21 protein-coding genes are annotated in these 25,588 nt (G+C 73.2%); 8 read left to right on the top strand and 13 right to left on the bottom strand.

Translation table 11 applies throughout. The annotated features are described in order from the left end of the window. Positions 1 to 7 precede the first annotated feature (7 nt). From galE to ABZ883_RS27865, 5 genes are all read right to left on the bottom strand, one after another. Complete coding sequence (galE, locus tag ABZ883_RS27885; protein ID WP_360910782.1) at positions 8 to 1,012, bottom strand: UDP-glucose 4-epimerase GalE; 1,005 nt, start codon at positions 1,010 to 1,012, stop codon at positions 8 to 10. Between the two features lie 82 nt (positions 1,013 to 1,094). Further along, positions 1,095 to 2,141 (bottom strand): galactose-1-phosphate uridylyltransferase, encoded by a 1,047-nt coding sequence (gene galT / locus ABZ883_RS27880; RefSeq protein WP_360910780.1) that lies wholly within the window; start codon positions 2,139 to 2,141, stop codon positions 1,095 to 1,097. Positions 2,142 to 2,629: 488 nt separating this feature from the next. After that, positions 2,630 to 3,364: a LuxR C-terminal-related transcriptional regulator gene (locus ABZ883_RS27875; RefSeq protein WP_360910778.1), complete on the bottom strand. Its 735-nt coding sequence runs from the start codon at positions 3,362 to 3,364 to the stop codon at positions 2,630 to 2,632. 283 nt (positions 3,365 to 3,647) lie between these two features. Further along, positions 3,648 to 5,219 (bottom strand): PQQ-binding-like beta-propeller repeat protein, encoded by a 1,572-nt coding sequence (locus ABZ883_RS27870; protein WP_360910776.1) that lies wholly within the window; start codon positions 5,217 to 5,219, stop codon positions 3,648 to 3,650. 130 nt (positions 5,220 to 5,349) lie between these two features. Further along, complete coding sequence (locus tag ABZ883_RS27865; RefSeq protein WP_360910774.1) at positions 5,350 to 7,146, bottom strand: ABC-F family ATP-binding cassette domain-containing protein; 1,797 nt, start codon at positions 7,144 to 7,146, stop codon at positions 5,350 to 5,352. A gap of 125 nt (positions 7,147 to 7,271) precedes the next feature. On the opposite strand from ABZ883_RS27865, the gene ABZ883_RS27860 reads away from it, so the two are divergent. Then, on the top strand, positions 7,272 to 7,466 hold the full coding sequence (locus ABZ883_RS27860; protein WP_360910772.1) for a hypothetical protein: 195 nt from the start codon (positions 7,272 to 7,274) through the stop codon (positions 7,464 to 7,466). Between the two features lie 12 nt (positions 7,467 to 7,478). Here the strand turns inward: ABZ883_RS27860 and ABZ883_RS27855 are convergent, their stop codons facing one another. The 7 genes from ABZ883_RS27855 to rsmI form a co-directional block, all read right to left on the bottom strand. Next, positions 7,479 to 8,798 carry an acyltransferase gene (locus ABZ883_RS27855; RefSeq protein ID WP_360910770.1) on the bottom strand — a complete coding sequence of 440 codons (1,320 nt, stop codon included), beginning with the start codon at positions 8,796 to 8,798 and terminating at the stop codon, positions 7,479 to 7,481. Positions 8,799 to 8,880: 82 nt separating this feature from the next. Continuing rightward, positions 8,881 to 9,795, bottom strand: a complete 915-nt coding sequence (locus ABZ883_RS27850; protein WP_360910768.1) for a 4-(cytidine 5'-diphospho)-2-C-methyl-D-erythritol kinase — start codon at positions 9,793 to 9,795, stop codon at positions 8,881 to 8,883. A gap of 64 nt (positions 9,796 to 9,859) precedes the next feature. Beyond that, positions 9,860 to 10,732 carry a 16S rRNA (adenine(1518)-N(6)/adenine(1519)-N(6))-dimethyltransferase RsmA gene (gene rsmA / locus ABZ883_RS27845; RefSeq protein ID WP_360910765.1) on the bottom strand — a complete coding sequence of 291 codons (873 nt, stop codon included), beginning with the start codon at positions 10,730 to 10,732 and terminating at the stop codon, positions 9,860 to 9,862. Between the two features lie 611 nt (positions 10,733 to 11,343). Continuing rightward, positions 11,344 to 12,531 carry a ubiquitin-like domain-containing protein gene (locus tag ABZ883_RS27840; RefSeq protein WP_360911021.1) on the bottom strand — a complete coding sequence of 396 codons (1,188 nt, stop codon included), beginning with the start codon at positions 12,529 to 12,531 and terminating at the stop codon, positions 11,344 to 11,346. Positions 12,532 to 12,666: 135 nt separating this feature from the next. Then, positions 12,667 to 13,572 (bottom strand): TatD family hydrolase, encoded by a 906-nt coding sequence (locus tag ABZ883_RS27835; RefSeq protein WP_360910763.1) that lies wholly within the window; start codon positions 13,570 to 13,572, stop codon positions 12,667 to 12,669. A 30-nt stretch (positions 13,573 to 13,602) separates the two neighbouring features. Then, positions 13,603 to 14,004, bottom strand: a complete 402-nt coding sequence (locus ABZ883_RS27830) for a hypothetical protein (RefSeq protein ID WP_360910761.1) — start codon at positions 14,002 to 14,004, stop codon at positions 13,603 to 13,605. A gap of 190 nt (positions 14,005 to 14,194) precedes the next feature. Continuing rightward, a complete protein-coding gene (gene rsmI / locus ABZ883_RS27825; RefSeq protein WP_360910758.1) occupies positions 14,195 to 15,085 on the bottom strand; it encodes a 16S rRNA (cytidine(1402)-2'-O)-methyltransferase in 891 nt (296 codons plus the stop codon). 91 nt (positions 15,086 to 15,176) lie between these two features. Here rsmI and ABZ883_RS27820 point away from each other — a divergent pair, with 91 nt between their 5' ends. Next, entirely contained in the window at positions 15,177 to 16,892 is a 1,716-nt protein-coding gene (locus ABZ883_RS27820) for a phospholipid carrier-dependent glycosyltransferase (RefSeq protein WP_360910756.1), read from the top strand. A gap of 13 nt (positions 16,893 to 16,905) precedes the next feature. Here ABZ883_RS27820 and ABZ883_RS27815 read toward each other — a convergent pair whose 3' ends face one another. Then, positions 16,906 to 18,546 (bottom strand): S8 family peptidase, encoded by a 1,641-nt coding sequence (locus tag ABZ883_RS27815; RefSeq protein ID WP_360910754.1) that lies wholly within the window; start codon positions 18,544 to 18,546, stop codon positions 16,906 to 16,908. A gap of 242 nt (positions 18,547 to 18,788) precedes the next feature. Between ABZ883_RS27815 and ABZ883_RS27810 the strand changes: the two genes are divergently transcribed. The 6 genes from ABZ883_RS27810 to ABZ883_RS27785 form a co-directional block, all read left to right on the top strand. After that, positions 18,789 to 21,197 carry a SpoIIE family protein phosphatase gene (locus ABZ883_RS27810; RefSeq protein WP_360910752.1) on the top strand — a complete coding sequence of 803 codons (2,409 nt, stop codon included), beginning with the start codon at positions 18,789 to 18,791 and terminating at the stop codon, positions 21,195 to 21,197. A gap of 133 nt (positions 21,198 to 21,330) precedes the next feature. Then, the gene (locus ABZ883_RS27805) at positions 21,331 to 22,953 is read left to right on the top strand and encodes a penicillin-binding transpeptidase domain-containing protein (RefSeq protein WP_360910750.1); all 1,623 of its coding nucleotides are present in this window, start codon (positions 21,331 to 21,333) and stop codon (positions 22,951 to 22,953) included. A 42-nt stretch (positions 22,954 to 22,995) separates the two neighbouring features. After that, positions 22,996 to 23,481: a YbaK/EbsC family protein gene (locus tag ABZ883_RS27800; RefSeq protein ID WP_360910748.1), complete on the top strand. Its 486-nt coding sequence runs from the start codon at positions 22,996 to 22,998 to the stop codon at positions 23,479 to 23,481. Beyond that, complete coding sequence (locus ABZ883_RS27795) at positions 23,478 to 24,320, top strand: DMT family transporter (protein WP_360910747.1); 843 nt, start codon at positions 23,478 to 23,480, stop codon at positions 24,318 to 24,320. The genes ABZ883_RS27800 and ABZ883_RS27795 overlap by 4 nt, the downstream gene beginning before the upstream one ends. 201 nt (positions 24,321 to 24,521) lie before the next feature. After that, entirely contained in the window at positions 24,522 to 25,193 is a 672-nt protein-coding gene (locus ABZ883_RS27790) for a DUF4097 family beta strand repeat-containing protein (protein ID WP_360910745.1), read from the top strand. Between the two features lie 15 nt (positions 25,194 to 25,208). Further along, positions 25,209 to 25,588, top strand: a 380-nt coding sequence (locus ABZ883_RS27785) for an ATP-binding cassette domain-containing protein (protein WP_360910743.1), incomplete at its 3' end; no start/stop codon positions are given.

The raw sequence follows: 25,588 nt of genomic DNA, 5'->3' as shown, positions 1-25,588 counted from the left end.
TGTCGTTCTACTCCCGGTTCTGCAGGGCCTGCGTGAAGGTCCAGGCGTCGCGGACGATCTCCGCGAGGTCGGTGCGCGAGGGCCGCCAGCCCAGCCGCTCCTTGGCGCGCTCGGCGGAGGCGACGAGGACGGCGGGGTCGCCGGCCCGGCGCGCGGCGACGACCTCGGGGACGGGGTGGCCGGTGACCTGCCGGACGGTCTCGATCACCTCGCGCACCGAGAAGCCGTTGCCGTTGCCCAGGTTGCAGATCAGGTGCTCGCCCGGGGTGGCGGCGTCGACGGCGAGCAGGTGCGCCTCGGCGAGGTCGGCGACGTGGATGTAGTCGCGGATGCAGGTGCCGTCGGGCGTCGGGTAGTCGTCGCCGAAGACCGAGATGGCCTCGCGGCGGCCCTGGGCGACCTGGAGGACCAGCGGGATCAGGTGCGACTCGGGGTCGTGCCGCTCGCCGAACTCGCCGTACGCGCCGGCCACGTTGAAGTAGCGCAGGGACACCGCGGCCAGGCCGTGCGCGACCGCCTCGCTGGTGATCATGTGGTCCACGGCGAGCTTGGACGCGCCGTACGGGTTGGTCGGCAGCGTCGGGTCGTCCTCGGTGATGGGGACGGACTTCGGCTCGCCGTAGGTGGCCGCGGTGGAGGAGAAGACCAGCCGGCGGACCCCCGCCTCGCGCATGGCGCCCAGCAGTTCCAGGGTGCCCGCGACGTTGTTGCGCCAGTACTTCTCCGGGTTGACCACGGACTCGCCGACCTGCGAGCTGGCCGCGAAGTGCAGCACGGCGTCGTACGAGGAGTCGAGCACCTTGCCGGCGTCCTGGACGCGGCCCTCGACGAACGTCGCGCCGCCGGGCACGCCGGCCCGGAAGCCGGTGGACAGGTCGTCCAGCACGGTGACCTGGTGCCCGGCCTCCAGCAGATGGGCCGCCACGACACTGCCGACGTAACCGGCGCCACCGGTCACCAGGACCTTCTTGCCGCCGGTCCGGGGGGCGCCGGCGCTCGGGGTGTTGCTCACGGGGTCACAGCCTTTCTGAGGTCCGTCTCGGGGCAACCGTAGTGGGGACGGGCGAAGGCCCGCGCGCGTGCCGGTGACGGCCTCACGGGGTGGCGACCTCACGCAGCCGGGCCGCGGCGGCCTCCGGCGGCACGTCGTTGATGAAGACGCTCATGCCGGACTCCGAGCCCGCCAGGAACTTCAGCTTCCCCTTGGTGCGGCGGATCGTGAACAGCTCCAGGTGCAGCGCGAACTCCCTGCGCAACGGGCTGCTGAAGGGGGCCTGGTGCCAGCCCGAGATGTACGGGGTCGGCGGCTCCTCCGGGCCGAAGATCCGGTCGAAGCGGCGCAGCAGTTCCAGGTAGACCTCCGGGAACTCGGCGCGCGCCTCCTCGTCCAGCCCGAGCAGGTCGGGGACCCGGCGGCGCGGGTAGAGGTGCACCTCGTACGGCCAGTGGGCGGCGTAGGGGACGAACGCGGTCCAGTGTTCACTCTCAAGGACGATCCGAGAACCGTCCTCGCGCTCGCGCTCCACAAGGTCGTCGAAGAGGTTGCGGCCGCCGGTGGCCTCGCTGTGCCGCTCCAGCGAGCGCAGCATCAGCTCGGTGCGCGGGGTGGCGAAGGGGTAGCCGTAGATCTGGCCGTGCGGGTGGCCGAGGGTGACGCCGATCTCCTCGCCGCGGTTCTCGAAGCAGTAGACCTGCTCGACCCCCGGGAGCTGGGACAGCTCCCGGGTGCGGTCGGTCCAGGCGTCGAGCACCAGCCGCGCCCGCTCGGGGCTCAGCCCGGCGAAGGACTGGTCGTGGTGGTCGGTGAAGACGACCACCTCGCACCGGCCGTGTTCTCCGGAGAGTGAGGGAAAGCGGTTCTCGAAGACGGCGACCTCGTAGTGGTCGTCGGGGATCTCGGTGAGATGGCCGTCCCGCGTGGGACACAGCGGGCACTGGTCCGCGGGCGGGTGGTACGTGCGGGCCTGGCGGTGCGAGGCGATGGCGACGGAGTCGCCCAGCAGAGCGTCGTGACGGATCTCGGAGACCGAGGACACCGGGTCGAGCGGGCGCCGGTCGACGGCGTCGTGCACCGCGTCGTCACGGGTGTCGTAGTAGATCAGCTCGCGCCCGTCGGCGAGCCGGGTCGATGTCTTCTTCACCCTGCGGGCTCCTCACACACACCCCAACCAACAGAACCGAACACAATGAACCACAATGAAACAGGAACGTCAACGAAGGCGGCGCCACAGGGAGTGATCACCACATGAATCAGGAGGGGGCGGGGCCCATGACAGGGCCCGACAGGGCCCTCCTCGCGGCACGGCGCGTTTCGAGGACGCCACGACTTCACCGCGCGTGACGGTCCCGCGGGGCCGCGATGGCGGCATGCGCAGTCCGCGTGTCCAGGACGCGGCATCAACGCGGCGGTCGGCCTCGACCAGGCCGCCGGACCGGCGGTGGCCGCCTGCCGGGCGCAGACAGGACCGGGACGCGTGCCGGCGCCGCGCGGCACAGCAGGAAACCACCCGGCACCGCGAGCCCTCAACGGCGCGGCGGGCGGGGATCGCCCCCGTTCACGGCGGCGAGGCAGTCACACGCCCTTCGGGCGCACGCACGGGACGTGCCGTGCCGAGCGCCAGCGCGCGGCTCAGCCCGCCGCCTCCCCCGCCGTCCCCGGAGGAGACGCCTGCGGAGGAATCAGGGCCCCGCCCGGAGGGCGGTGCGTGACGCGGTCGAGCAGTCCGGTGCGGGCGGCCAGCGCGGCCGCCTCCAGCCGCGACCCGACCCCGAGCTTCATCAGCACCCGCTGCACATGCGTACGGGCGGTACTCGGCGCGATCGCCATCCCCGCGGCGATCAGCCGGGTGTCCTCCCCCTCCGCGACCCGCATCAGCACCTCGACCTCGCGCGGGGTGAGCATCTGCAGCAGCCGGGTGCCCTCGTCGTCCGGCTCCACCACGGGGTTGAGCAGTTCCGCGAAGGCCCCCTGGAGCAGGGCGGGGGCCACGGCGACCTCGCCCGCGCGGGCCTTGGCCATCGCCCGTTCGACGCCCTCGATCCGCTCGTCGTGCCGGACGTAGCCCGAGGCGCCGGCGGCGAACGCGGCCGCTATCCCCCGCGGGTTGGGCACCGGGCCCAGGACCAGCACGGCCACCCCCGGCCGCTCCCGCTTGATCCGCGCGACGGCGTCGAAGGCGCCCGGCTCGGCCGGGGCGGCGGTTCCGATCAGGCACACCTCGGGTGCCCGGCTCAGGACCAGATCGGCCGCGCCCGAGGCGGGCGCGGCCGCGGCGAGCACCCGGTGCCCGCGCAGTTTCAGTGCCGAGGCGAGCGCCTCGGCCAGCAGACGATGGTCGTCGACGACGACGAGCCGTACGCCCATGGGCGTCCCCCTCATCCCCCCATGGACCGGTGCGGGCCTGCCCACCGAGTCCAAGCCGGTCCCCCCTCACATGCCGTAGCGCGGCCACCGCCCGGCGTCCCACGCGTGCCCCCACCGTGGCCCACCGTGGGCCCGGTCATGCCCGGGAAGGTACACGCTTGTTCGACGCGGCGCGCCCCCTACCGGCCAGAAGCCTCCAGCAATTCCGAAATGACCGGTCTTCCTGGCCGCTTCTCACCCGAAACAGCTCGTTCCGTACCGTACATACCCGGAAACCGACCGCTCAGCCGAAGGCCGCGATCGCCTTGCCGGTGAGCGTGGGGTTGGCGGAGATGCTGGCGGGGTTGACGAAGAAGTGGTCCTTGTAGATCCAGTAGAAGGAGCTGCCGTCCAGGAACTGGTTCTCCAGCTCCTTGCCGCCGGCGGGGAGTTCCATGAAGTCCGCCGTCGTGCGCGTGCCGGGGTCGAGGGCGATCAGCCGGCCGGGCTTGTCGTACGTGTTGCGCTGATAGCCGATCACCTTGCCGTCCCGCATTCCGACGATCTTCACCTCGCGCTCCTCGGCGGGCTCCGCCAGCCACTTCGGCTTGCCGGTCCTCAGGTCGAGCGCCGCGATCTCGTTGGTCTGCCCGTAGGAGTCGCCGGTACCGGCATGGCTCCGGGTGGGCAGGTAGATCGTGGTGCCGTCGATCGCGAAGTTCGTGCAGTGCGCCTCGCCGTTGGGCGGGCAGGTGACCGCGTACGTGCCCTGGTAGCCGCCGGCGCCCAGGGAGATGCGGCTCTTCATCCTGCCGTCCTCCAGGTACGCCAGATCGGTCATCAGGCCGCTCGCGCCGGCCGACAGCCCGACCACGACCGGGTCGGTGGACAGGATGTTCTGCACGTCGCTGCCGGTGGGCACCTGCCAGGACCACTGCTTGCGGCCGCTCTCGCTCAGCCCCTGGACGTACATGTCGCCGTTCCAGCCGCCGCACTGGACGACGGCGACCAGCTTCGCACCGCCCTTGTAGCCCTTGTCGTTGCAGTCGGAACCGGTCTTCGGGGTCCACAGGACCTCACCGGTGCCGATCCGGTAGCCGACCGAGCCGCCGAGCCACGCCAGGGCGGCGGTGTCACCGGTGACGGCCACCTGCGTGTAGTCGTGCGAGGTCTGGCCGTTCTGGTCCGGCAGTTGCTTGGCCCACAGCTTGGCGCCCTTGGCGATGTCGATCGCCATCACCTCGCCGCAGTCCGTGCCGTACGTGACGACCACGCGGTCCCCGGACGCCTCGCGCGAGGCCGGGCAGGACTCGCCGGACAGCGGGACCGACCAGTTCTCCTTGCCGGTGTCGATGTCGAAGGAGCGCACCGCGTCCGGTGTCGTCTTCACCACCGCGTTGCCGGTGAACCAGGCGTCGGGAATCGCCGCCAGGATCTCCGACTTGGGCGGACGCGCACCGTTCTTGTCCCACAGCGCCCTCGCCCGGATCACCCCGCCGTCGCGCCCGCCGCCGCCGCCCTCGCCGCGGCTCGGCGACGGCGTACCGGGCCGGTCCGGGCCGCCCGAGGTGAACGCCACGAACACACCGCCGCCGACGACGAGCACCGCCGCGACCGCCGCCGCGACGACGGCCACCAGCCTTCCGCTGCCCCTGCGGGGCGGCTGCGGGGGCGGCGGGAACTGCGGGTAGCCGTACGGCGGAAGGGGCTGGGTCGGGGCCTGCGCGTACGGATTGGGGCCGTACGCGCCCGGACCCGGAGGAGGCGGCGGGACCGGGGCGGCGTACGGATTGGGCTGCGGCGGCGGGTAACCGTACTGAGGCGGCTGCGGCCCGAATCCGGGCTGGTCGCCGGGCGGGGGCGGCGGCTGCGACATCAGCGGGCACCTTTCGGGCACAGGCGTGCGAGGGCGGGCGGTGACCCTCTTTGTACCACCGGTGACACACCGTTCCGAGCCCGCGCCCGGCGACCGTTACGGCACTGCTACACCCCTGCCCGGCAGGTGGCTACGCCTCCGCCTCGTCGGCCAACTCCAGCCAGCGCATCTCCAGTTCCTCGCGCTCCGTGCCCAGCGAGCGCAGCTCCATGTCGAGTTCGGCGACCTTCTCGAAGTTCGTCGCGTTCTCGGCGATGGCCGCGTGCAGCTTGGACTCCCGCTCGCTGACCTTGTCCAACTGCCGCTCGATGCGCTGCAGTTCCTTCTTGGCGGCCCGGCTGTCGCCGCCGCCCTTGGGCTTGGCCGGGGCGGGCGCGGGGGCCGCGGCCTCCACCACGGCGCGGCGCCGCTCCAGGTACTCGTCGATGCCGCGCGGCAGCATGCGCAGCGTCGCGTCGCCGAGCAGGGCGAAGGTGCGGTCGGTGGTCCGCTCCAGGAAGAAGCGGTCGTGGGAGATGACGACCATCGAGCCCGGCCAGCCGTCGAGCAGGTCCTCCAGCTGGGTCAGCGTCTCGATGTCCAGGTCGTTGGTGGGCTCGTCGAGGAAGAGCACGTTCGGCTCGTCCATCAGCAGGCGCAGCAACTGGAGCCTGCGGCGCTCACCGCCGGACAGGTCGCCGACCGGCGTCCACTGCTTCTCGTTGGTGAAGCCGAACTTCTCGCAGAGCTGACCTGCCGTCAGTTCACGGCCCTTGCCGAGGTCCACACGGCCGCGCACGGACTCCACGGCCTGGAGCACACGGATCGCCGGGTCGAGTTCGGCGACCTCCTGCGACAGATAGGCCAGGCGCACGGTCCTGCCCACCGCGACCTTGCCGGCCGCGGGCTGCTTCTCGCCGTCGCTCGCGGCGGCCTCGGCCAGCGCCCGCAGCAGCGAGGTCTTGCCCGCGCCGTTGACGCCGACCAGGCCCACCCGGTCACCGGGGCCGAGCTGCCAGGTCAGGTGCTTGAGCAGCACCTTGGGACCGGCCTGCACGGTCACGTTCTCCAGGTCGAAGACCGTCTTGCCCAGCCGGGTCGTGGCGAACTTCATCAGCTCCGCGTTGTCGCGCGGCGGCGGCACGTCGGCGATCAGCTCGTTGGCCGCCTCGATGCGGAAGCGCGGCTTGCTGGTGCGCGCCGGGGCGCCGCGGCGCAGCCACGCCAGCTCCTTGCGCATCAGGTTCTGCCGCTTGACCTCCTCGGTCGCGGCGATCCGCTCGCGCTCGGCGCGGGCGAAGACGTAGTCGCTGTAGCCGCCCTCGTAGTCGTGGACGTCACCGCGCTGCACGTCCCACATCCGCGTGCACACCTGGTCGAGGAACCAGCGGTCGTGGGTGACGCACACCAGCGCGGAACGGCGCGCCCGCAGATGGCCCGCCAGCCACGAGATGCCCTCGACGTCGAGGTGGTTGGTGGGCTCGTCGAGCACGATCAGGTCCTGCTCTTCGATCAGCAGCTTCGCCAGCGCGATACGCCGCCGCTCGCCGCCGGAGAGCGGCCCGATCACGGTCTCCAGGCCCTGCGGGAAACCGGGCAGGTCCAGCCCGCCGAACAGGCCGGTCAGCACGTCCCGGATCTTCGCGTCCCCGGCCCAGTCGTGGTCGGGCCGGTCCCCGAGCACCTCGTGGCGGACGGTCGCCGCCGGGTCCAGGCTGTCGTGCTGGGTCAGCACGCCCAGCCGCAGCCCGGAGGTGTGCGTCACGCGCCCGCTGTCCGGGCCCTCCAGCTTGGCCAGCATCCGGATCAGGGTCGTCTTGCCGTCCCCGTTGCGGCCGACGACCCCGATGCGGTCGCCCTCCGATACGCCGAGCGAGATCGCGTCCAGCAGGGTGCGGGTGCCGTACACCTTGCTGACGGACTCGACGTTGACCAGATTGACGGCCATGGGACTCCTGTCGGTACGAAAGAACGACCTCCCAGGGTAGTGCTGCCGCATGTCGCCCCGGATACGCCCATCGGGCTCCGGCACCCTCCCGCGCGGCGCGGCCCCCGGTCTGTACCGTTTCTCCCATGGAGACGTATCCGCCCGCCGAGGCCCGCGACCAGCCCGGGCGGCTCGTCGGCCCAGAACCCCGGCGCCCGCGTGACGCGGCGGACGTGAAGGAAGCAGCGGCCCGCGAAGCGGCTCCCACCGGCCCCTCGATGACCCATGACGCCTTCATGGCCGCGCTGGAGGACGAGGACCGCGAGGCGGAGTCCTCGTGACCCGTCCGCCGTTCACAGGTTGGGCCGGCTCCGGCCCGCGCGGGCGACCAGGGCCCAGCCGGTGGCGGCCATGAGGACGGCGGCGGGGGCCGTGAGGCGGACGGCGATCAGGACGGCGGAGTGCCCGTCGAGGAGGCCGCCGAAGCCGACCGCGGACAGGCCGAGCACGCCGAGGAGGGCGAGGGCGACGCCCAGGGCGGCACCGGGGGCGGCGAGCGGTCCGGGAGCCGCGACGGGACGCGGGGCGGGCGGGCGTTCGGCGCGGCGGAAGACCGCGACCAGGGCGGCGGTCAGCGCCGCCGCCGCGGCGATCCGCAGCGGCACCTGGGCCCACCAGGCCGCGGACGCCGGGACGGGCAGGTCACTGCCGAGGGCGATCAGCGCACCGTAGACCGCGAGCATCGCCGTGAGGTGCCACAGGAAGGCGGTCATGGCGACGCCGTTCGCGGCGACCACGCCCCGCCACACCCGCGGCCGGCGCAGCCACCGCCCGGCGGGTCCGCGCAGCAGCTCGACGGCTCCGACGAGCCACACGCCGTGGCAGAGCAGCGCGAGCGTGGGCGGCGCCATGTTGGAGATCCGCTCGCCGGGCATCCCGACCATGGACAGCGGATACGGGCCGAGGGCCACCAGCGCCGTCGCCGCCACCAGTCCGCCCGCGGCCATCACGCCCGCCACCGCGGGCCCCCGCAGCCGGCCGTCCGCCCGCAGGAAGCCCAGCTGGTGCACCGCCAGCCACACGAAGGCGAAGTTCAGGAACGGTACGAAGGGCACCCCGGCGGCGAAGCGCAGCACGTCCACCGCCGCGGCCGCGCCGCACAGGGCGGCGAACGCGCCCCACCCGTACCGCTCGTGCAGCCGCAGCAGCGGCGGCGTGAAGGCCGCCATCCCGAGGTAGACCCCGATGAACCACAGCGGCTGCGCCACCAGCCGCGCCGCGGCGTCCGGTACGGGCAGCAGCAGCGCCGCCGCGCCCCAGACGACGGTGAAGACCGCCGTCGGCAGCATCAGCCGGTGCAACCGGGCGCGCAGGAACGCCGCGTAGCCGCCGCCCGCGCGCACCACCGAGCGGTACGACAGCGCGTGCGAGAAGCCCCCGACGAAGAAGAAGACCGGCATGACCTGGAGCACCCAGGTCAGCGGCTGGAGCACGGGGCGCACGGCCAGCAGGTTGCCGACCTCGATGCCGCCGCCGTCGCCGGTGCTCACCGCGGCCATCAGCCAGTGCCCCAGCACGACCGTGGCCAGCGACGCCACCCTCAGGAAGTCCACGTACCGGTCCCGGCTCGCGGGCGTGGCCGCGGCCAGTGCCGCGGCGTTCGTCTCCACCATGCGGCCACGATGCCGCCGGACCACCCGGGCCCGGCAGCGCCGGACTACTCAACTCCCGTACAGAGAGGGTGAGTACGCGTACCTACGACTGCCGGACGACGGTCGCGCCCTCGGCCGGGCCGGTGGTGACGCGGACCTCGCGGCAGGTGCCGGACGCGGTGAGCGCGGCGGCGACGGCCTGCGCGGACTCGGCGTCCTTGGCGAGGAACGCGCAGGTGGGACCCGAACCGGAGACGAGACCGGCCAGCGCCCCCGCCTCGGTGCCGGCGGCCAGGGTGGCCGCGAGCGAGGGGCGCAGGGACACCGCGGCGGCCTGGAGGTCGTTGGCGAGCGAGGCGGCGAGCGCGACGGGGTCGCCGGTGCGCAGCGCGTCCAGCAGGGCCGGAGCGGGCTCGGGGTCCGGCACCGCGGCGTCGCCGCGCAGGCGGTCGCACTCGCCGTACACGGCCGGGGTCGACAGGCCGCCGTCGGCGACCGCGAAGACCCAGTGGAAGACCCCGCCCACCGGCAGCGCGGTGAGCAGCTCGCCGCGGCCACGGCCCAGCGCGGCGCCGCCGACCAGGCTGAACGGCACGTCGCTGCCGAGCTCCGCGCAGATCTCCAGCAGCTCCTCGCGGCCGGCCCCGGTCCCCCACAGCGCGTCGCACGCGAGCAGGGCCGCGGCACCGTCGGCACTGCCGCCCGCCATGCCGCCCGCGACGGGGATGTCCTTGCGGATGTGGATGTGCACGTCCGGCGTCACACCGTCGTGCCGTGCGGCCAGCGCGATCGCCGCACGGGCGGCGAGGTTGCTCGCGTCGGCCGGCACCTGGTCCGCGTCCCGGCCCTCGACGGTGACCCGCAGCTCGCCGGCCGGGGTGACGGTGACCTCGTCGTACAGGCCCACGGCCAGGAAGACATTGGCCAGGTCGTGGAACCCGTCCGGGCGCGGACCGCCCACCGCGAGCTGGACGTTGACCTTGGCGGGCACGCGGACGGTCACGGATCGGCTGGTCACGGGCGTGGTTCTCCTCGGGGAACGGGACGGGGCCGCACGGCGGCGGCCCCCATTGTGCCTGCTGCTACCGCCGGGCGCCGCGCTCGGCGATCGCCGCGAACTCCTCCACCGTCAGCGACTCCCCGCGCGCCTGCGGCGACACCCCGGCGGCCACGAGGACCTCCTCGGCGGCCGTCGCCGAGCCGGCCCAGCCGGCCAGCGCGGCCCGCAGGGTCTTGCGGCGCTGCGCGAAGGCGGCGTCCACGACAGCGAAGACCTGCTCGCGCGTCGCGGTCGTCCTCAGCGGCTCGGCGCGGCGCACGAGCGAGACCAGACCGGAGTCGACGTTCGGCGCGGGCCAGAACACATTGCGGCCGATCGCGCCGGCCCGCTTCACCTCGGCGTACCAGGCGGCCTTGACCGACGGCACCCCGTAGACCTTCGAGCCGGGCCGCGCGGCGAGGCGGTCGGCGACCTCCGCCTGCACCATCACCAGCGTCCGGTCGATGGTGGGGAAGCCGGCGAGCATGTGCAGCAGCACCGGCACGGCCACGTTGTACGGCAGGTTCGCCACCAGCGCGGTCGGCGGCGGCCCGGGCAGCTCCGCCACCCGCAGCGCGTCGTTGTGCACGAGCGTGAAGCGGTCCGCGCGGCCGGGCAGGCGAGCGGCGACGGTGTCCGGGAGCGCCGCGGCGAGCACGTCGTCGATCTCCACGGCCGTCACGCGGTCCGCCGCCTCCAGCAGCGCCAGCGTCAGTGAGCCCAGTCCCGGCCCGACCTCCACCACGACGTCCTCCGGACGCACACCCGCGGTCCGGACGATGCGGCGGACCGTGTTCGCGTCGATCACGAAGTTCTGGCCGCGCTGCTTGGTGGGGCGTACGCCCAGGGTGGCGGCCAGGGCCCGCACGTCTCCGGGGCCCAGCAGTGCGTCGTCCTGGTGGTCGGTCTCACTCACGGCTCCAGGGTATCCGTGTGTGCCCAGGCCTTTCCCCGCCCGCCCTCCCGTGTGCCCGGCAAGGTCACGCGCCCCGACGCAAGTCGTTGGGGGCCGGGTGCGGGGCCTCCGGGGCTGCCATTCTGGACAGCACATTTAGGTGCCTCAGGCACTTTCCGCTGCGTACCCCGGGTTGTGCACCCAAATATGCTCCACAGTCCAGAACGCCACCCCTACGACCCCGCCCCCTCCGTCTCGTCATGCGCCTGATCCCCGGTGGGTGGGTGAGAAGGCCGTCCGGGGTTACCGCAAGTGCCCTCTGAACCCCCCACCGGCCGTAAGCCGCCCCAAACCGGCCCGGGAGGGGGTGTGGCGGGGTGCGCCCGTGGGGGCACCTCCCAGCGGTAGCTGGGGGAGACGAGCGGTGACCGCGGTACACGAATCGCGGGGGTAGCCCGCGAGCGCTGTGGGGGTCCCCCCGGCCGAAGGCTGGGGGAGTACCCCGGCGCGGCACCGACCCCACAGGCAACAGAGCGGGGCCCGCACTTACCGCGCCGGGCTGGGGGCACCCCCGGCCGAAGGTTGGGGGAGGGCGGGAGGGCGGGGAAAAGAACCTCCCCCCACAGACCGCGTCAGCGGTAGAGCTTGCGCCCGCACACCGGCCACGGCGTCGCCCCCCGCTGAATGAAAAGCCGCTTCGCCCGGTACGTCTGCTCCTTCGCCGGCGCGTCCTGCGGCCGCCCGCTCCCACCGAGCGCACGCCACGTACGGCGGTCGAACTGGTAGAGGCCGCCGTAGGTGCCGCTGGAGTCGACGGCGTTGGCGCGGCCGCCGGCCTCGCACTTGCCCAGGGCGTCCCAGTTGAGGTGGTCCGCGCCCGCGACGGAGTCCGGCAGGCGCTTGGTGCCGACGCGGACGATCTCCCGGACCGGGTCGCGCACCAGTTCCTCGGCGACGGGCACCGGTTTCTGCCGGACGCCGTTGATCGTGCGGTACGAGTACGTGACGCGCCGGAGTCCGTTGCGGCCCCGCTCGTCGACGGCCGTGGTGCCCTGGAAGAGCTGGGGGTCCTCGCGCCGCACGACCTCGTAGGGGATCGGCTGCTCGCGGGTCTCCTCGCGGCCGCGGATGCGCAGGACGGAGACGGTCTGGCCGTCGCGGGGGAAGCTGTCGGGGGCGACGGAGGTGGTGTCCTCGCCGCTCAGCCGGATGCCCGCGTCGCGCACGGCCTCGCCGATGGTGGCGGCGTTGGTCTGGACGGTGCGCTCCTTGCCGTCCACGAGGAACGTCAGCTGCCGCTCGGTGCGTACGTTCAGGGCCAGGCCGCGGCGCCCGATCGGCTCGGAGCGGGAGGTGGAGACGTACGCGCCGTCCGCGCGCACACCGAGCCGGCCGAGGGCCTCGTCGACGGTGCGGGCGGTGGTCCACAGCCGCTTCGGGCGGCCGTCCAGGGTGAGCGTGACGGGGCGGCCGTAGCGGACGGCGATGCTGTCCCCGTCGTGGAGTTCGGCGTGCCGGCCGGGGGCGACGATGTCGTGGTCGCCGACCCGGACGCCCTGGCGGCGCAGCAGTTCCCCGACGTCCCCGGCGTAGGTGTGCAGGGTGCGCACCTGGCCGTCGACGGAGAGCTGGACCGCCTTGCCGCCCGTCACGTAGGCGCCGGTGCCGCCGGCGAGCACGGCGACCACCAGCGCGCGCGGCAGCAGCCTGGCCAGCGCGTCGGGGCGCTCGGCCGCGCGCCGCCTGCGGGCTTCCGCGCGTGCGGCGACGCGGGCTGCCGCACGGCCGCCCACGGCGGGCGCCGGGCGCTGCAGCGGCAGTCCGCTGCCGTACAGCCCGGCTTCGGCATACGAATGACTCACGACGTACCTCCGGCGGGTCCGGTCGGAACCGAACCGGGACCTTAGCCGAACTTCGTCGCTATCCGTGGCTGCGCCGTCACCCCGTGTCGCGGATCAGTACCCGAACGCGCGCGCCGTGTTGGCGCCGATCGCCGCCGCGACCTCGTCCTCTGCCGCCTTCCGCGCCTCCGCGATCGCCCGCACCGTGATCGGAACGAGATACGGAGCGTTAGGCCGACCGCGGTACGGCACCGGGGTCAGGAAGGGGGCGTCGGTCTCGACCAGGAGGAGCTCGGCCGGGGCGACGGCCGCCGCGTCGCGCAGGTTCTGGGCGGACTTGTAGGTGATGGTGCCGGCGAAGGACAGGTAGTAGCCCTTGTCCGCGCAGGTCCGGGCCATTTCCGCGTCGCCGGAGTAGCAGTGGAAGACCACGGTGTCCGGGGCGCCCTCCTCGTCGAGGATGCGCAGGACGTCGGCGTGCGCCTCGCGGTCGTGGATGACCAGGGCCTTGCCGTGGCGTTTGGCCATGTCGATGTGGCGGCGGAAGGAGTAGTGCTGGACGTCGACGCCCTCGGGTCCGGTGCGGAAGTAGTCCAGGCCGGTCTCGCCGACGGCGCGCACCTGCGGCAGAGCGGCCAGGGCGTCGATCTCGGCGAGCGCGGCGTCCAGCGCGGCGGTGCCGCCCGCCTCGCGGGCGCCCTGGCGGGACCACCCGTCAGGATCGCCCTGGACGATCCTGGGGGCCTCGTTGGGGTGCAGGGCGACGGCCGCCCAGACATTGTCGTACGCCGCGGCCGTACGGGCCGCCCAGTGGGAACCGTTCACGTCGCAGCCGACCTGCACGACGGTGGTGACACCGACGGAGGCCGCCTTGGCCAGCGCGTCCTCGACGCTGCCCTCCTGCATGTCGAGGTGGGTGTGGGAGTCCGCCACCGGGACCGCGAGCGGTTCGGGGAGGGGAGGGGCGGCGGACGCGTCCTTGCGCTGGTCCTTCTGCGGGCGTTCGGGCTTCTGGGGCATGCCCCAGATCCTAGGCGGCGGCCGTGGCGGCTACGCCTGGTCCCTCCTGCGGTGCAGCAGGTGCAGCGGCGACCAGTGCCGGCCGCGGCGTTCGGCGCCGCCCTCGACGGGGGCGACGGCCGCGACGGGGCGCCGGGGGGCGGCGCAGGGAAGGGGGCCGGCCGTCGCGGTGCTGGACCACGTACCGGTCACATCGGACACCTGCCCGGCCCGCATGATGCGGACCTTGTGGCCCTCGCACTCGACGCACGTGGGGCGGGTCAGCGGGGACGGCACCCGCTTGCCCTCGACCATGTACCAGACGAGTTCGCGGCCCTGGGCGTCGACATGGTGCTCTATCTCGTACGCCTGCTCCCAGCCGCGACCGCAGCTGATGCAGACGAAGGCGTACGCCTCACGAACCGTGCCATCGGTTCCGATGGTCTCGCTCATGGCAGCTCCTGTTGCCCTCCGGACGAGGCGTCCGGAGCGGGACTTCCCACTACAGAGAACGCCCACGAAGGCGCCGGTGACAGCGGGGGTGCCCTTTCTTGGGTCAGTTTTGGGGTGTATGTGGCACAAGGCCGCAGGACGCCCCGCAAGCTTTCCCTGTCCCACGATAGGACTTTGCGAAGAGCCGCGTTTAGGCGTTTGTGGGCGGGTTCGTCTCCGCGTGCTTGGCGGACACCACGGCGTCGAAGACCTCGCGCTTGGGCAGCCCCGCGTCGGCCGCGACGGCGGCGATCGCCTCCTTGCGCCGCTCCCCCGCCTCCTCGCGCGCCCGTACGCGGCGTACCAGTTCGGCCGGGTCCAGCTCCTGCGGGCCGGTCTCCGGGGCGCCCTCGACGACGATCGTGATCTCCCCGCGCACGCCGTCGGCGGCCCAGGCCGCCAGTTCCTTCAGCGGCCCGCGGCGGACCTCCTCGTACGTCTTGGTCAGCTCGCGGCAGACGGCGGCGCGGCGGTCCGCGCCGAAGACCTCGGCCATCGCGTTCAGGGTCTCGGCGAGGCGGTGCGGTGCCTCGAACCAGACCAGCGTGCGCCGCTCGGCCGCGGTCTCGGCCAGCCGGGCCCGGCGCTCGCCGGCCTTGCGGGGCGGGAAGCCCTCGAAGCAGAAGCGGTCGACGGGCAGGCCGCTGAGCGCGAGCGCGGTGAGCACGGCGGACGGGCCGGGCACCGCGGTGACCCGAAGGTCCCGCTCGACGGCGGCGGCCACCAGCCGGTAGCCCGGGTCGGACACCGAGGGCATCCCCGCGTCGGTCACCAGCAGCACGCGGGACCCGTCCTCCAGGGCGCGGACCAGTTCCGGGGTGCGGGCCGACTCGTTGCCCTCGAAGTACGACACGACCCGCGCGGTGGTCGTCACGCCGAGCGACTGGGTGAGCCGGCGCAGCCGCCGGGTGTCCTCGGCGGCGATGACGTCCGCGGCGGCCAGCTCGGCCGACAGCCGGGGCGGGGCGTCGGCGATGTCACCGATGGGGGTGCCCGCGAGCACGAGTACGCCTGCGTCCGCCGGTCCGGTCGAAGTGGTCACCGCCCCAGTCTCCCACCCGGTCGGACCCGGCCGGACCCTCGGATGGCCCGGTCCTCAGCGCATCCACAAGCCGCTTCCCTACGATGGCCCGGTGACGAGTGACACCGCTACGCAGGCATCTCCGGCCGAGGACTCCGGGAACGCCTCCCCCGAGCCGGCGGAGCAGGACTCCTGGCAGCGGCGGCTGCGCCGCTTCGGCCATGTGGACCGTCCGCGCACGAGCCTGCGCGACCGGCTGGTGCCGCCGTTCCCCGAGCCGGGGACGCGCGCCTGGTCGGCACTGGGGGTCGGCCCGGTGCTCGCGAACCGGCTGGCCCGCTGGTCGGCCTGGGGCGGCCCGCTGCTGGTGGCGCTCTTCGCGGGGATCATGCGGTTCTGGAACCTGGGCAGCCCGCGCGCGGTGATATTCGACGAGACGTACTACGCCAAGGACGCCTGGTCGCTGCTGCAGTACGGCTACGAGGGCAGCTGGCCCGACAAGGCCAACGACCAGATCCTCTCCCGGCCGCCGACGATCCCGTTGTCGGAGGCGCCGTCCTACGTCGTCCACCCGCCCGTCGGCAAGTGGGTCATCGCCTCCGGTGAGTGGATCTTCGGGCTGAACCCGTTCGGCTGGCGGTTCGCGATGGCCGTCCTGGGCACCTTGTCGGTGCTGATGCTGTGCCGCATCGGGCGGCGGCTGTTCCGCTCCACCGCGCTGGGCTGCCTGGCCGGCGGCCTGATGGCGGTGGACGGCCTGCACTTCGTGATGAGCCGCACGGCCCTGCTGGACCTCGTCGTCATGTTCTGGGTGCTGGCCGCCTTCGGCTGCCTGCTCATCGACCGCGACAAGGCCCGCGCCCGCCTCGCGGCGGCGCTGCCCGAAGGGCGCCCGGACGACCACGTCGCGTCCTTCGCGTGGCTGGGGGTGCGGCCGTGGCGGATCGCGGCCGCGATCTGCCTGGGCCTGGCCATCGGCACCAAGTGGAACGGCCTGTACGTCCTGGCCGCCTTCGGCGTCCTCACCGTCCTGTGGGACGCCGGAGCCCGCCGGGTCGCCGGTGCCCGCCACCCGTGGCTGACCGCGTTCTGGCTGGACGGCCTGTGGGCGGGCTTCTCCATGGTGGCCGTCGCCATCGGCACCTACCTGGTGTCCTGGCTCGGCTGGTTCACCACCGACAAGGGCTACGACCGGACCTGGGCCAAGGGCGACGGCGGCTTCCTCTCCGACGCCTGGGCGGCCCTGCGCAGCCTGTGGCACTACGAGACGCAGGTCTACGACTTCCACGTCAACCTGCACTCGCCGCACACCTACCAGTCCAATCCCTGGAGCTGGCTGGTGCTGGGCCGGCCCGTCTCGTACTTCTACGAGTCCCCGAAGGAAGGCCAGGACGGCTGCACCGCGGTGGGCGGCTGCGCCCGCGAGGTGCTGGGCATCGGCACGCCCGCGCTGTGGTGGGCCGCGTGCTTCGCCCTGCTGTACGTGCTCTACCGCTGGGCCTTCCGCCGCGACTGGCGGGCCGGGGCCGTCGCGTGCGGCGTGGCGGCCGGCTACCTGCCCTGGTTCCTCTACCAGGACCGCACGATCTTCCTCTTCTACGCGGTCGTCTTCCTGCCCTTCCTGTGCCTGGCCCTCGCGATGATGCTGGGCGCGGTCCTCGGCCCGCCGGGGGCGGGCGAGCAGCGCCGCATGTGGGGCGCGGTGGGCGCGGGCACGGTCGTGCTGCTGATCGTCTTCAACTTCGTCTACTTCTGGCCGCTCTACACCGGCCAGACGATCCCGATGGACGCCTGGCGGCACCGGATGTGGTTCGACACCTGGATCTGACCCGCCGGCGCGGTCAGCAGCCGGGGCCGCCGAGCCAGGGCCCGAGGTCGCGGACGGTGTCCTCGACGAGGGCGGCGACGAACTCCCCGACGGGGTCGGTGCCGTCGTCGGCATCGCCCGAACGGCCCGGGCGGACGGCGGTGAAGGTGTCCATGGGCGCGGTGGCCGTGTTCTCGCCGTCCCGCCCGCCCCGGCCGTCGCCGCCGCCCGGGCCGTCCGTGACGTTCTGGCCGTTCTGGCCGTCCTGGTCCTTCCGGCCGTTCTGGCCCGTGGTCCCGTTCGTGCCCTGCTGCGGGCCGGCGGGGCGCTGCGCGGCCGTGCCGGAGGGGACGCGAGGCGCGGCGGCGGACCCGGCCCCGCAGTCCAGGCCGGCGCGGTCGGTGCGTACGAGGCCGTAGCGCACGCCCCGGCCGGTGGCGGGGATGGGCTGGGAGCACGCGCCGAGCCGGGCCAGGGTCTGCCCGGGGGCGTCGGTGCACACGCCGGTGCTGCGGCACAGGGCGGCGGTCGCGCTGACGAAGCCGGTGGCCATGCTCGTGCCGGACAGCGCCTGGTAGGCGTTGTGCGGATAGGTCGAGACGATGTCGACGCCCGGGGCGGCGATGTCCACCGAGTCGCCGCGGTTGGAGAAGTACGCCAGGGAGTTGTCGGGACCGGTCGCGGCGACCGAGATGACCTCGGGGTAGCCGGACGGGTACTCCCTCGCCGTGGTGCCGTCGTTCCCGGCGGCACCGACGAGGGTCACCCCGGAGGCGGCGGCGATCTCCACGGCCGCGTGCAGCAGCGGGCTGTCGTCGGCGGAGGTGAGGCTCATGTTGACGACGCCGATGTTGTGCGTGGCGGCGTTGGCCGCCACCCACAGCAGGCCCTCGGCGACCTGGGAGACGGAGCCGGTCCCGTCGTCGTCGAGGACCTTGACGTTCCACAGGCGGGTGCCCATGGCCTCGCTGGCGACGCCGATGCCGTTGTCGGTGACGGCGCCGATGATCCCGGCCAGGTGGGTGCCGTGGCCGTAGTGGTCGTCCACGGTGGGGCTGCCGGAGAAGTTGACCGCCCCGGCGACGACGCCCGCCAGGTCCTCGTGCCGCGTGTCGATGCCGGTGTCCAGTACGGCCACGGCCACGTCGTTGCGGGCACCGCAGGTGGGGGCCTTGACGGCGAACAGGCCCCACTGGAGCTCGGGCGTGTAGTAGGGATCGTTCGGCACACACGCGCCCGGCACGCCGGCGTAGGGCACGCGGTCCTTGCCGGGCAGGACGTGCTCCTTGCCGTTGCCGGGCGAAGGCCGCTGCGCGCCGGTCCCGCCGCCGGGCTTCAGCGGCGGGAGCACCGCGACCCGCCCGGCGCGCTCGGGCGCGTGCACGATCCCGTCCCGGACGACGGCGCTGACCAGGCGGTTCGCGCGGAGGGCGGCGGCCTGCGCCGCGGTCGCGCGGATGGTGTAGGCCTTCAGCGTGCGGCCGGCGGCGGCGACGTCGTAGACCCGGCCGACGGTGGCGTGGTGCGGGCGGGCGTGCTCGGCGGCCACGGTGCGGACGTCGCCCGCCGAGTCCTTGAGCATCACGATCCACTGCGCGGCCGGGCCCTCCGCCGCACTCGCCGCACCCGGCACGAACGCCGAGAGCAGCGCGCTCACCATCAGGGGGGCCGCCACGTCCGCCCCACGTGCCCACGTCAAAGACCGCCTGGTCCTCATGCGTACTCCCGTCACACCGGCGCGCCCCTCGCGCGTCCACCGAGACCGGGAACGTACGACAATCGGACTGTCTTACTGATTTCCCACACCGGTAGCGGGCCCCCGCCCACCCCGGCGGGTCAGCGCCGGGCCGTTTTGCGGCGTCACCGCCGCCGCCCTAGCGTGGAAACGCGCTCACCCCCCACGGGGAAACACCTCATATGACCAGCCCCGACGACAAGGCAATCGATGCGGCCGCTGCCGACGCCGGCGGCGGTACGGCGCTGGCGGTGGTCGACGGGGCGGGGCGCCTGACCCGGTGGACCGACAGCGCGAGACGACTGCTGGGCTACCGGGCGGAAGAGGTGCTCAGCACCCCGGCCGCCGGCCTGCTGGCCGCGGCGGCCGAGTTGCCGAACGGCTTCACCGGCGCGTGGTCGGGGACGGTCGGGCTGCGGCACCGCGACGGCGCGCCGTTCCCGATGGGGCTGCGGGTCTCCGCGCTGCCGGGGCTCGACGGCGAAATGGACTGGCTGGTCTCGATGGCGCCGCCGGACGCCGCCGTGCTGGAGGCGGTCGGCGAGGCCTGCCCCTTCCCGATGGCCGTCTGGGACGGCGACCTGCGGATGACCTGGCTCAACGACGCCCTGGCGCAGGCCTACGGCATGCCCCGCGAGTTGCGTCTCGGACGCCGGCTGAACGAGTCGCCGCTGTACCGCAACACCCGGGAGGTCACCCGGCTGCTGCGGAAGGTGCTCAACACCGGGGTCCCGGAGATCGACCACGAGCTGGAGCAGCTGGACCACTACCGCCACCGCGCCTACGCCCTGTCGGTGTTCCCCGTCGCCAACGCCCGTGACGGCCGGCCGGGGGTGTGCTCCCTCAATGTGGACGTCACCAGCAGCCGGCGGACCCGGGAGCGGATGACCCTGCTGAGCCGGGCGAGCCGCCGCATCGGCGCGCACCTGGACGTCATGCAGACCGCGCAGGACCTGGCCGACGTGCTGGTGCCGGTGCTCGCGGACTACGTCACCGTCGACCTGGCGGAGTCCGTCGAGCTCGGCGACGCCCCGCTCGCCCGGCTCGGCTCGTCGCACGGGGACGTCCCGGCGTTCTTCCGCGCCGGCCAGATGTCGATCCACGACGACTTCCGGGAGTCCCTCTGGCCGCGTGGCAGCGCCGTCTTCGTCCCGCCGGACTCGCCCTTCATCGAGGTCCTGTCCTCGGGCCGGTCCCATCTGGAGACCGTCCTGGAGACGGGTCCCGGCAACTGGCTCGACCATGACCCGCGGCGGCGGGAGCGCATCCTGACCCTGGGCATGCACACGTTGCTGATCCTGCCCATCCACGCCCGCGACGAGATCCTGGGCATCGCGGTGATGGTCCGCACCGAGAACCCGCTGCCCTTCGACGAGAACGACCGGACGCTCGCCGAGGAACTGGTCAGCCGGGCGGCACTGAGCCTGGACAACGCCCGCCGCTACACCCGCGAGCACACCGCGGCCCTGGCCCTGCAGCGGGACCTGCTGCCGAGCGACCCCAACGGCGGGAACGCCGTGGACGTGGTGTCGCGCTACCTGCCCTCGGACGCGGAGGGCGGCGTCGGCGGCGACTGGTTCGACGTGATCCCGGTGTCCGGCGCCCGGGTGGCGCTGGTGGTCGGGGACGTCGTCGGGCACGGCATCAACGCGGCGGCGACCATGGGGCGGCTGCGCACCGCCGTGATCACCCTCGCCGCCCTGGACCAGCCGCCCGACGAACTGCTGAGGAACCTCGACGAGCTGTACGTGCGCCTCACCGAGGAGTCCGACGGCCGGGCGCTGCCCACCGCGCTCATGGGGGCGACCTGCCTGTACATGGTCTACGACCCGGTGACCCGGTGCTGTGTCTCGGCGCGGGCCGGCCATCCGCCGCCCGCGTTCATCGACCCGGCGACGGGCGAGGTGTCCTATCTCGACATCCCCTCCGGGGCGCCGCTGGGCATCGGCACCCGGTCGTTCCAGCCGGTGACGCACCACGTGCCCGAGGGCAGCGTCCTCGTCCTGTACACCGACGGCCTGGTCGAGACCCGCGAGCACGACATCGACCACGGTCTGGAGCAATTGCGCCTGGCGCTCACCCAGCCGCCGGGGACCGGGCTGGAGGAGCTGACCGCCAGGGCGGTGGGCACGCTCGGCGACCACCGCCAGGACGACGACGTGGCGGTGCTGCTCGCCCGCACCCGGTCGCTGTGCCCCAGCCGGTTCGCGACCTGGGAGGTGCCGCGGGAGGCCGCGGCGGTCGCGGGCCTGCGTGCCGCGGCTGTGCGGACCCTCACCGCCTGGGGCCTGGAGCGCCTGGTGCCCGCCGCGGAGCAGATCGTCGGCGAACTGCTCGCCAACGCGGTGCTGCACGGGGCGGTGCCGATACGGCTGCGGCTGATCCGCGACCGGGTGCTGGTCGTCGAGGTCTTCGACAACGGGTGCTCGATGCCGCGCCAGCACAAGTCGTCGTCGGCCGACGAGGCCGGGCGGGGCGTGGCCCTCGCCGCGGCGCTGTCCTCACGCTTCGGGGTCCGCTCCTTCCCGGAGGGCAAAAGCGTGTGGGCGGAGCTGGAACTGCCTGCCGGCTACACCGGTCCGCCGTGCTGACACCGCCCCCGGGCGGGGCCGGGGACGCGAAGCTGTGACCGATAAACGCCCCGGTTGTCACCCGTGCAGCGTAGAGTGCGCTTGCTGCACAGATTTTTGAACGCGTTCAGGAGGATCACGGGGAGGGTCGGCCATGCGCCGAGGCGTCAAGGTGGGGATCATCAGCACGGTGTTCGCGGGGATGGTGGGGGCCGCGAGCTACGGTGCGTACAACGTCTATCAGGGGTTGAACGGCGACGGCGGAGGCTTCACCGCCCAGGCCGCGCCCGTGGAGACGGGGCCGCCGAGCGCGGCCGAGGTGGAGAAGACGGCGAACGCCTTCCTCGCGGCCTGGGCCAAGGGCGACACCACGGCGGCGGGGAGCCTGACCAACGACGCCGCGACGGCGCGGGACGCGCTGGCCGCCTACCGCACCGAGGCCCATGTGACCCGGGTGAAGCTGACGCCCGGCACACCGGCGGACCGCGTGGTGCCGTTCAACGTCGTCGCCACGCTCTCCTACGGCGGCAAGACCTCCACCTGGAAGTACGGCTCCTCGCTCACGGTCTTCCGCGGCGCGACCACGCACAAGCCGCTGGTGGACTGGCAACCGTCCGTCATGCACCCGAAACTGACGCCCGGTCAGTCGCTGGTCACCGGTGAGGCCGCGTCCCCGCAGGTGATCGTGGTGGACCGTTCCGGCAAGACCCTGAACGCCGCCCAACTCCCGTCCCTCGCCTCCGTGCTGCCGCAGCTGCGCGAGCGGTACGGCAGCAGGCTCAGCGGCGGCAAGCCCGGCATCGAGACCTACGTGAGCGGTCCCGACGGCCCCGGGCAGACCCTGCACACCCTCTCCGCGGGCACCCCCGCCAAGCTGCACACCACGCTCGACGCGGCACTCCAGGCGACCGCGGAGAAGGCCGTCAAGCGCAAGCCCCAGTCGTCGGTCGCCGCGGTGAAGGCGAGCACCGGCGAGATCCTGGCGTTCGCCAACAACCCGGCCACCGACAACAACAACGCCTTCAACGCCCAGGTGGCCCCCGGCTCCACCTTCAAGGTCATCACGGCGACGGCCCTGCTGGAGAAGGGCGTCAGCCCCGGCACCCCGGCGCCGTGCCCGGCCACCGCCAACTACAACAACGGCAAGATGTTCCACAATGTGGAGAGTTCGTCCGACCCCTCCGCGACCTTCCGGCGGGACTTCGCCATCTCCTGCAACACCGGCTTCATCAAGCTCGCGGGCAACCTCAGCGAGTCCTCCGTGCCCGGCGTGGCCCAGCGCTACTACGGCTTCGGCCAGACCTGGAACGTCGGCGTCCCCGCCTGGGACGGCCGCGTGCCCGGCGGCAGCGGCGACGAGATGACCGAGGAGATGATCGGCCAGGGCCAGATCCAGATGAGCCCGCTCAACATGGCCGCCGTGGCCGCGACCGCGGACACCGGCACCTTCCACCAGCCCCGGCTGGTCTCCAAGAGCCTCATCGGCGAACCCCTCGCCAAGGCCGGCAGCTCGCTGCCGTCCGGCGTGCGCAGCAGCCTCAAGTCGATGATGCGGCTCACCGCGTCGAGCGGCACCGCCGCCGGGGCGATGAGCGGCGTCTACGGCGACGTCGGCGCGAAGACCGGCTCCGCGGAGGTCGGCGGCCAGGAGAAGCCGAACGGGTGGTTCCTCGCCTACCGCAACGACGTCGCCGCCGCCGGAATGGTGCTGGAGGGCGGCCACGGCGGCGACTCCGCGGGCCCCATCGTGGCGTCCGTGCTCAAGGCCTCTTCGTGACGGTTTGGCGTACGGCCCCCGCCTCGGGCTAGCGTTCCGGGCATGCCGACCCCAGCCGCCGCCCACCCCCGGTTCGCCGAAGCCCTCGCCGGACTGGGCCTCCAGGTCCCCGTACGCTCCTTCCCGGACGCGACCCGCACCGCGGCCCAGGCCGCGGAGGCGATCGGCTGCGACCTCAGCCAGATCGTCAAGTCCCTGATCTTCCAGGCGGACGGGGCCCCGGTCCTCGTCCTCATGGACGGCGCCTCGCGGGTCGACGTCGACCTGGTCCGCGCCGAACTCGGCGCGGCGGCCGTCCGGCGCGCCGACGCGGACCTGGTGCGCGAGACGACGGGGTACGCCATCGGCGGCGTACCCCCCTTCGGGCACCGCACCCGCACCACGGTCCTCGCCGACCGGGGACTGCTGCGGCACGAGACCGTGTGGGCCGCCGCCGGCACCCCGCACACCGTCTTCCCGATGGCCCCCGGCGACCTCGTCCGGCACGCCGGGGCCACCCTGGCCGACGTCCGCGAACACACCGCGTGACCCCGCTGGTCGCGGCGGCCGTCCTGGTCGCCGCCGTCACGCACGCCTCCTGGAACGCCCTCGCCCACGGCATCTCCGACCGCTTCGCCGCGTTCACCCTCGTCGGCGCGGGCGGCGCGCTGTGCGCCGCGCCCATCGCCGTGTTCGCGCCCCTGCCGGCGTCCGGGGCATGGCCCTGGCTCCTCACCTCGGTGGGGATCCATCTCGCCTACATGTACCTGCTCATGAAGTCCTTCACCCTGGGCGACTTCGGGCAGGTCTACCCCGTGGCCCGCGGCGTCGCCCCCATGGTCGTGACGCTGCTCGCCGCCGTGTTCATCGGCGAGATCCCGGACGCCTGGCAGACCGCCGGCGTCGCCGTCGCCTCCGCGGGACTCGCCGGCGCCGCCCTGTGGGGCATGCGCGGACGCCGCACCGACTGGCGCGCGCTCGGCGCGGCCCTCGGCACCGGCCTCACGATCGCGGCGTACACCGTCGTCGACGGCGTCGGCGTCCGCGCCTCCGGCACCGCCCCCGGGTATGTCGCGTGGCTCCTGCTCCTCCAGGGCCTCCTGCTCACGGGCACCGCATACGCGGTCCGCCGCGCGGCCCTCCTGCCGGAACTCCGCCCCGTCGCCGGGCGCGGCCTGCTCAGCGGCGCCCTGTCCGTCACCGCCTACGGGCTGGTCCTGTGGGCCCAGACCCGAGGCGAACTGGCGCCCATCGCGGCGCTGCGCGAGACGTCCATCATCGCGGGCGCGGTCATCGGGGCGGTGTGCTTCCGCGAACGGCTGGGGCGCCCGAGGATCGTCGCGTCCCTGCTGGTGGTCGCGGGCATCGGCCTGATGCTCCACTCCTGACGCCGGTCCGCGCGGAGCGTTCACTTCTCACCCATTGCAACGCCGATACCGTGCGGACGTTGCATTGAATTTAGATCCATTGCAACAATTTCCCTAACACCACCTGCAATAAAGCCAGTTGGGTGCAACAACTCCATTGCCGGATCCTTGAACGCAACGTAGCGTTTCCAACATCGGAAACAGCGAATCAAGGAGCGCACGATGCGGAAGTTCGACACGCCTGCCCCGGTCTCCGTCGTCCTCGACATCCCGGCGGGACGCATCCGGTTCGTCGCCGCGCACCGGACCGACACCACGGTCGAGATCCTCCCCGCGGACGCCTCGAAGACCCGCGACGTGCGCACGGCGGAGCAGGCCGAGGTCGCCTACGGCGACGGCGTGCTGCGCATCACGGCCCAGGCGGCGAGGAACCGGGTGCTCGGCGCTTCCGGATCCGTCGAAGTGACCGTCCACCTGCCCGCCGGCTCCCACATCGAGGCGAAGGCCGCAAGCGCCGAACTCCGGGGCGTCGGACGGCTCGGTGACGTCGTCCTCGAGGGCCAGCAGGCCGCGGTCGAGCTCGACGAGACCGGAAGCACCCGCCTCTCCGTCCTCGCCGGCGACGTCTCGGTCGGCCGCCTGGGCGGGTCCGCGGAGATCAGCATCCAGCAGGGCGACATCCGCATCGCCGAGGCCGTCCGCGGCACGGTCACCCTGCGCACCGAGCACGGCGGGATCTCGGTCGGCGCCGCCCATGGAGTCTCCGCCTCCCTGGACGCCGGCACCGCCCACGGCCGGATCCACAACACCCTCAAGAACACCGACGGCGCCGCCGCCGGTCTGAACATCCACGCGACCACCGCTTACGGCGACATCACCGCCCGCAGCCTGTAAAGGAGAGCACCCCTCATGACCCACGTGGCCATCGCAGCGAACGGGCTGCGCAAGTCCTACGGCGACAAGACCGTCCTGGACGGCATCGACCTGGCCGTCCCGGAAGGAACGATCTTCGCGCTGCTCGGCCCGAACGGCGCCGGCAAGACGACCACCGTGCAGATCCTCTCCACGCTCATCTCGGCGGACGGCGGACAGGCCCAGGTCGCAGGCCACGACCTGGCCGCCGATCCGCAGGGCGTGCGTGCCGCGATCGGCGTCACCGGGCAGTTCTCCGCTGTCGACGGCCTGATCACCGGCGAGGAGAACATGCTCCTCATGGCCGACCTGCACCACCTGCCCAAGCAGGAAGGACGGCGCACCGCCGCCGAGTTGCTGGAGCGGTTCGACCTCAC

The organism is Streptomyces sp. NPDC046977 (assembly GCF_040644455.1).
In the GTDB taxonomy this organism is placed as follows: Bacteria; Actinomycetota; Actinomycetes; order Streptomycetales; family Streptomycetaceae; genus Actinacidiphila.
This window is presented reverse-complemented; position numbering and strand designations above follow the sequence as displayed.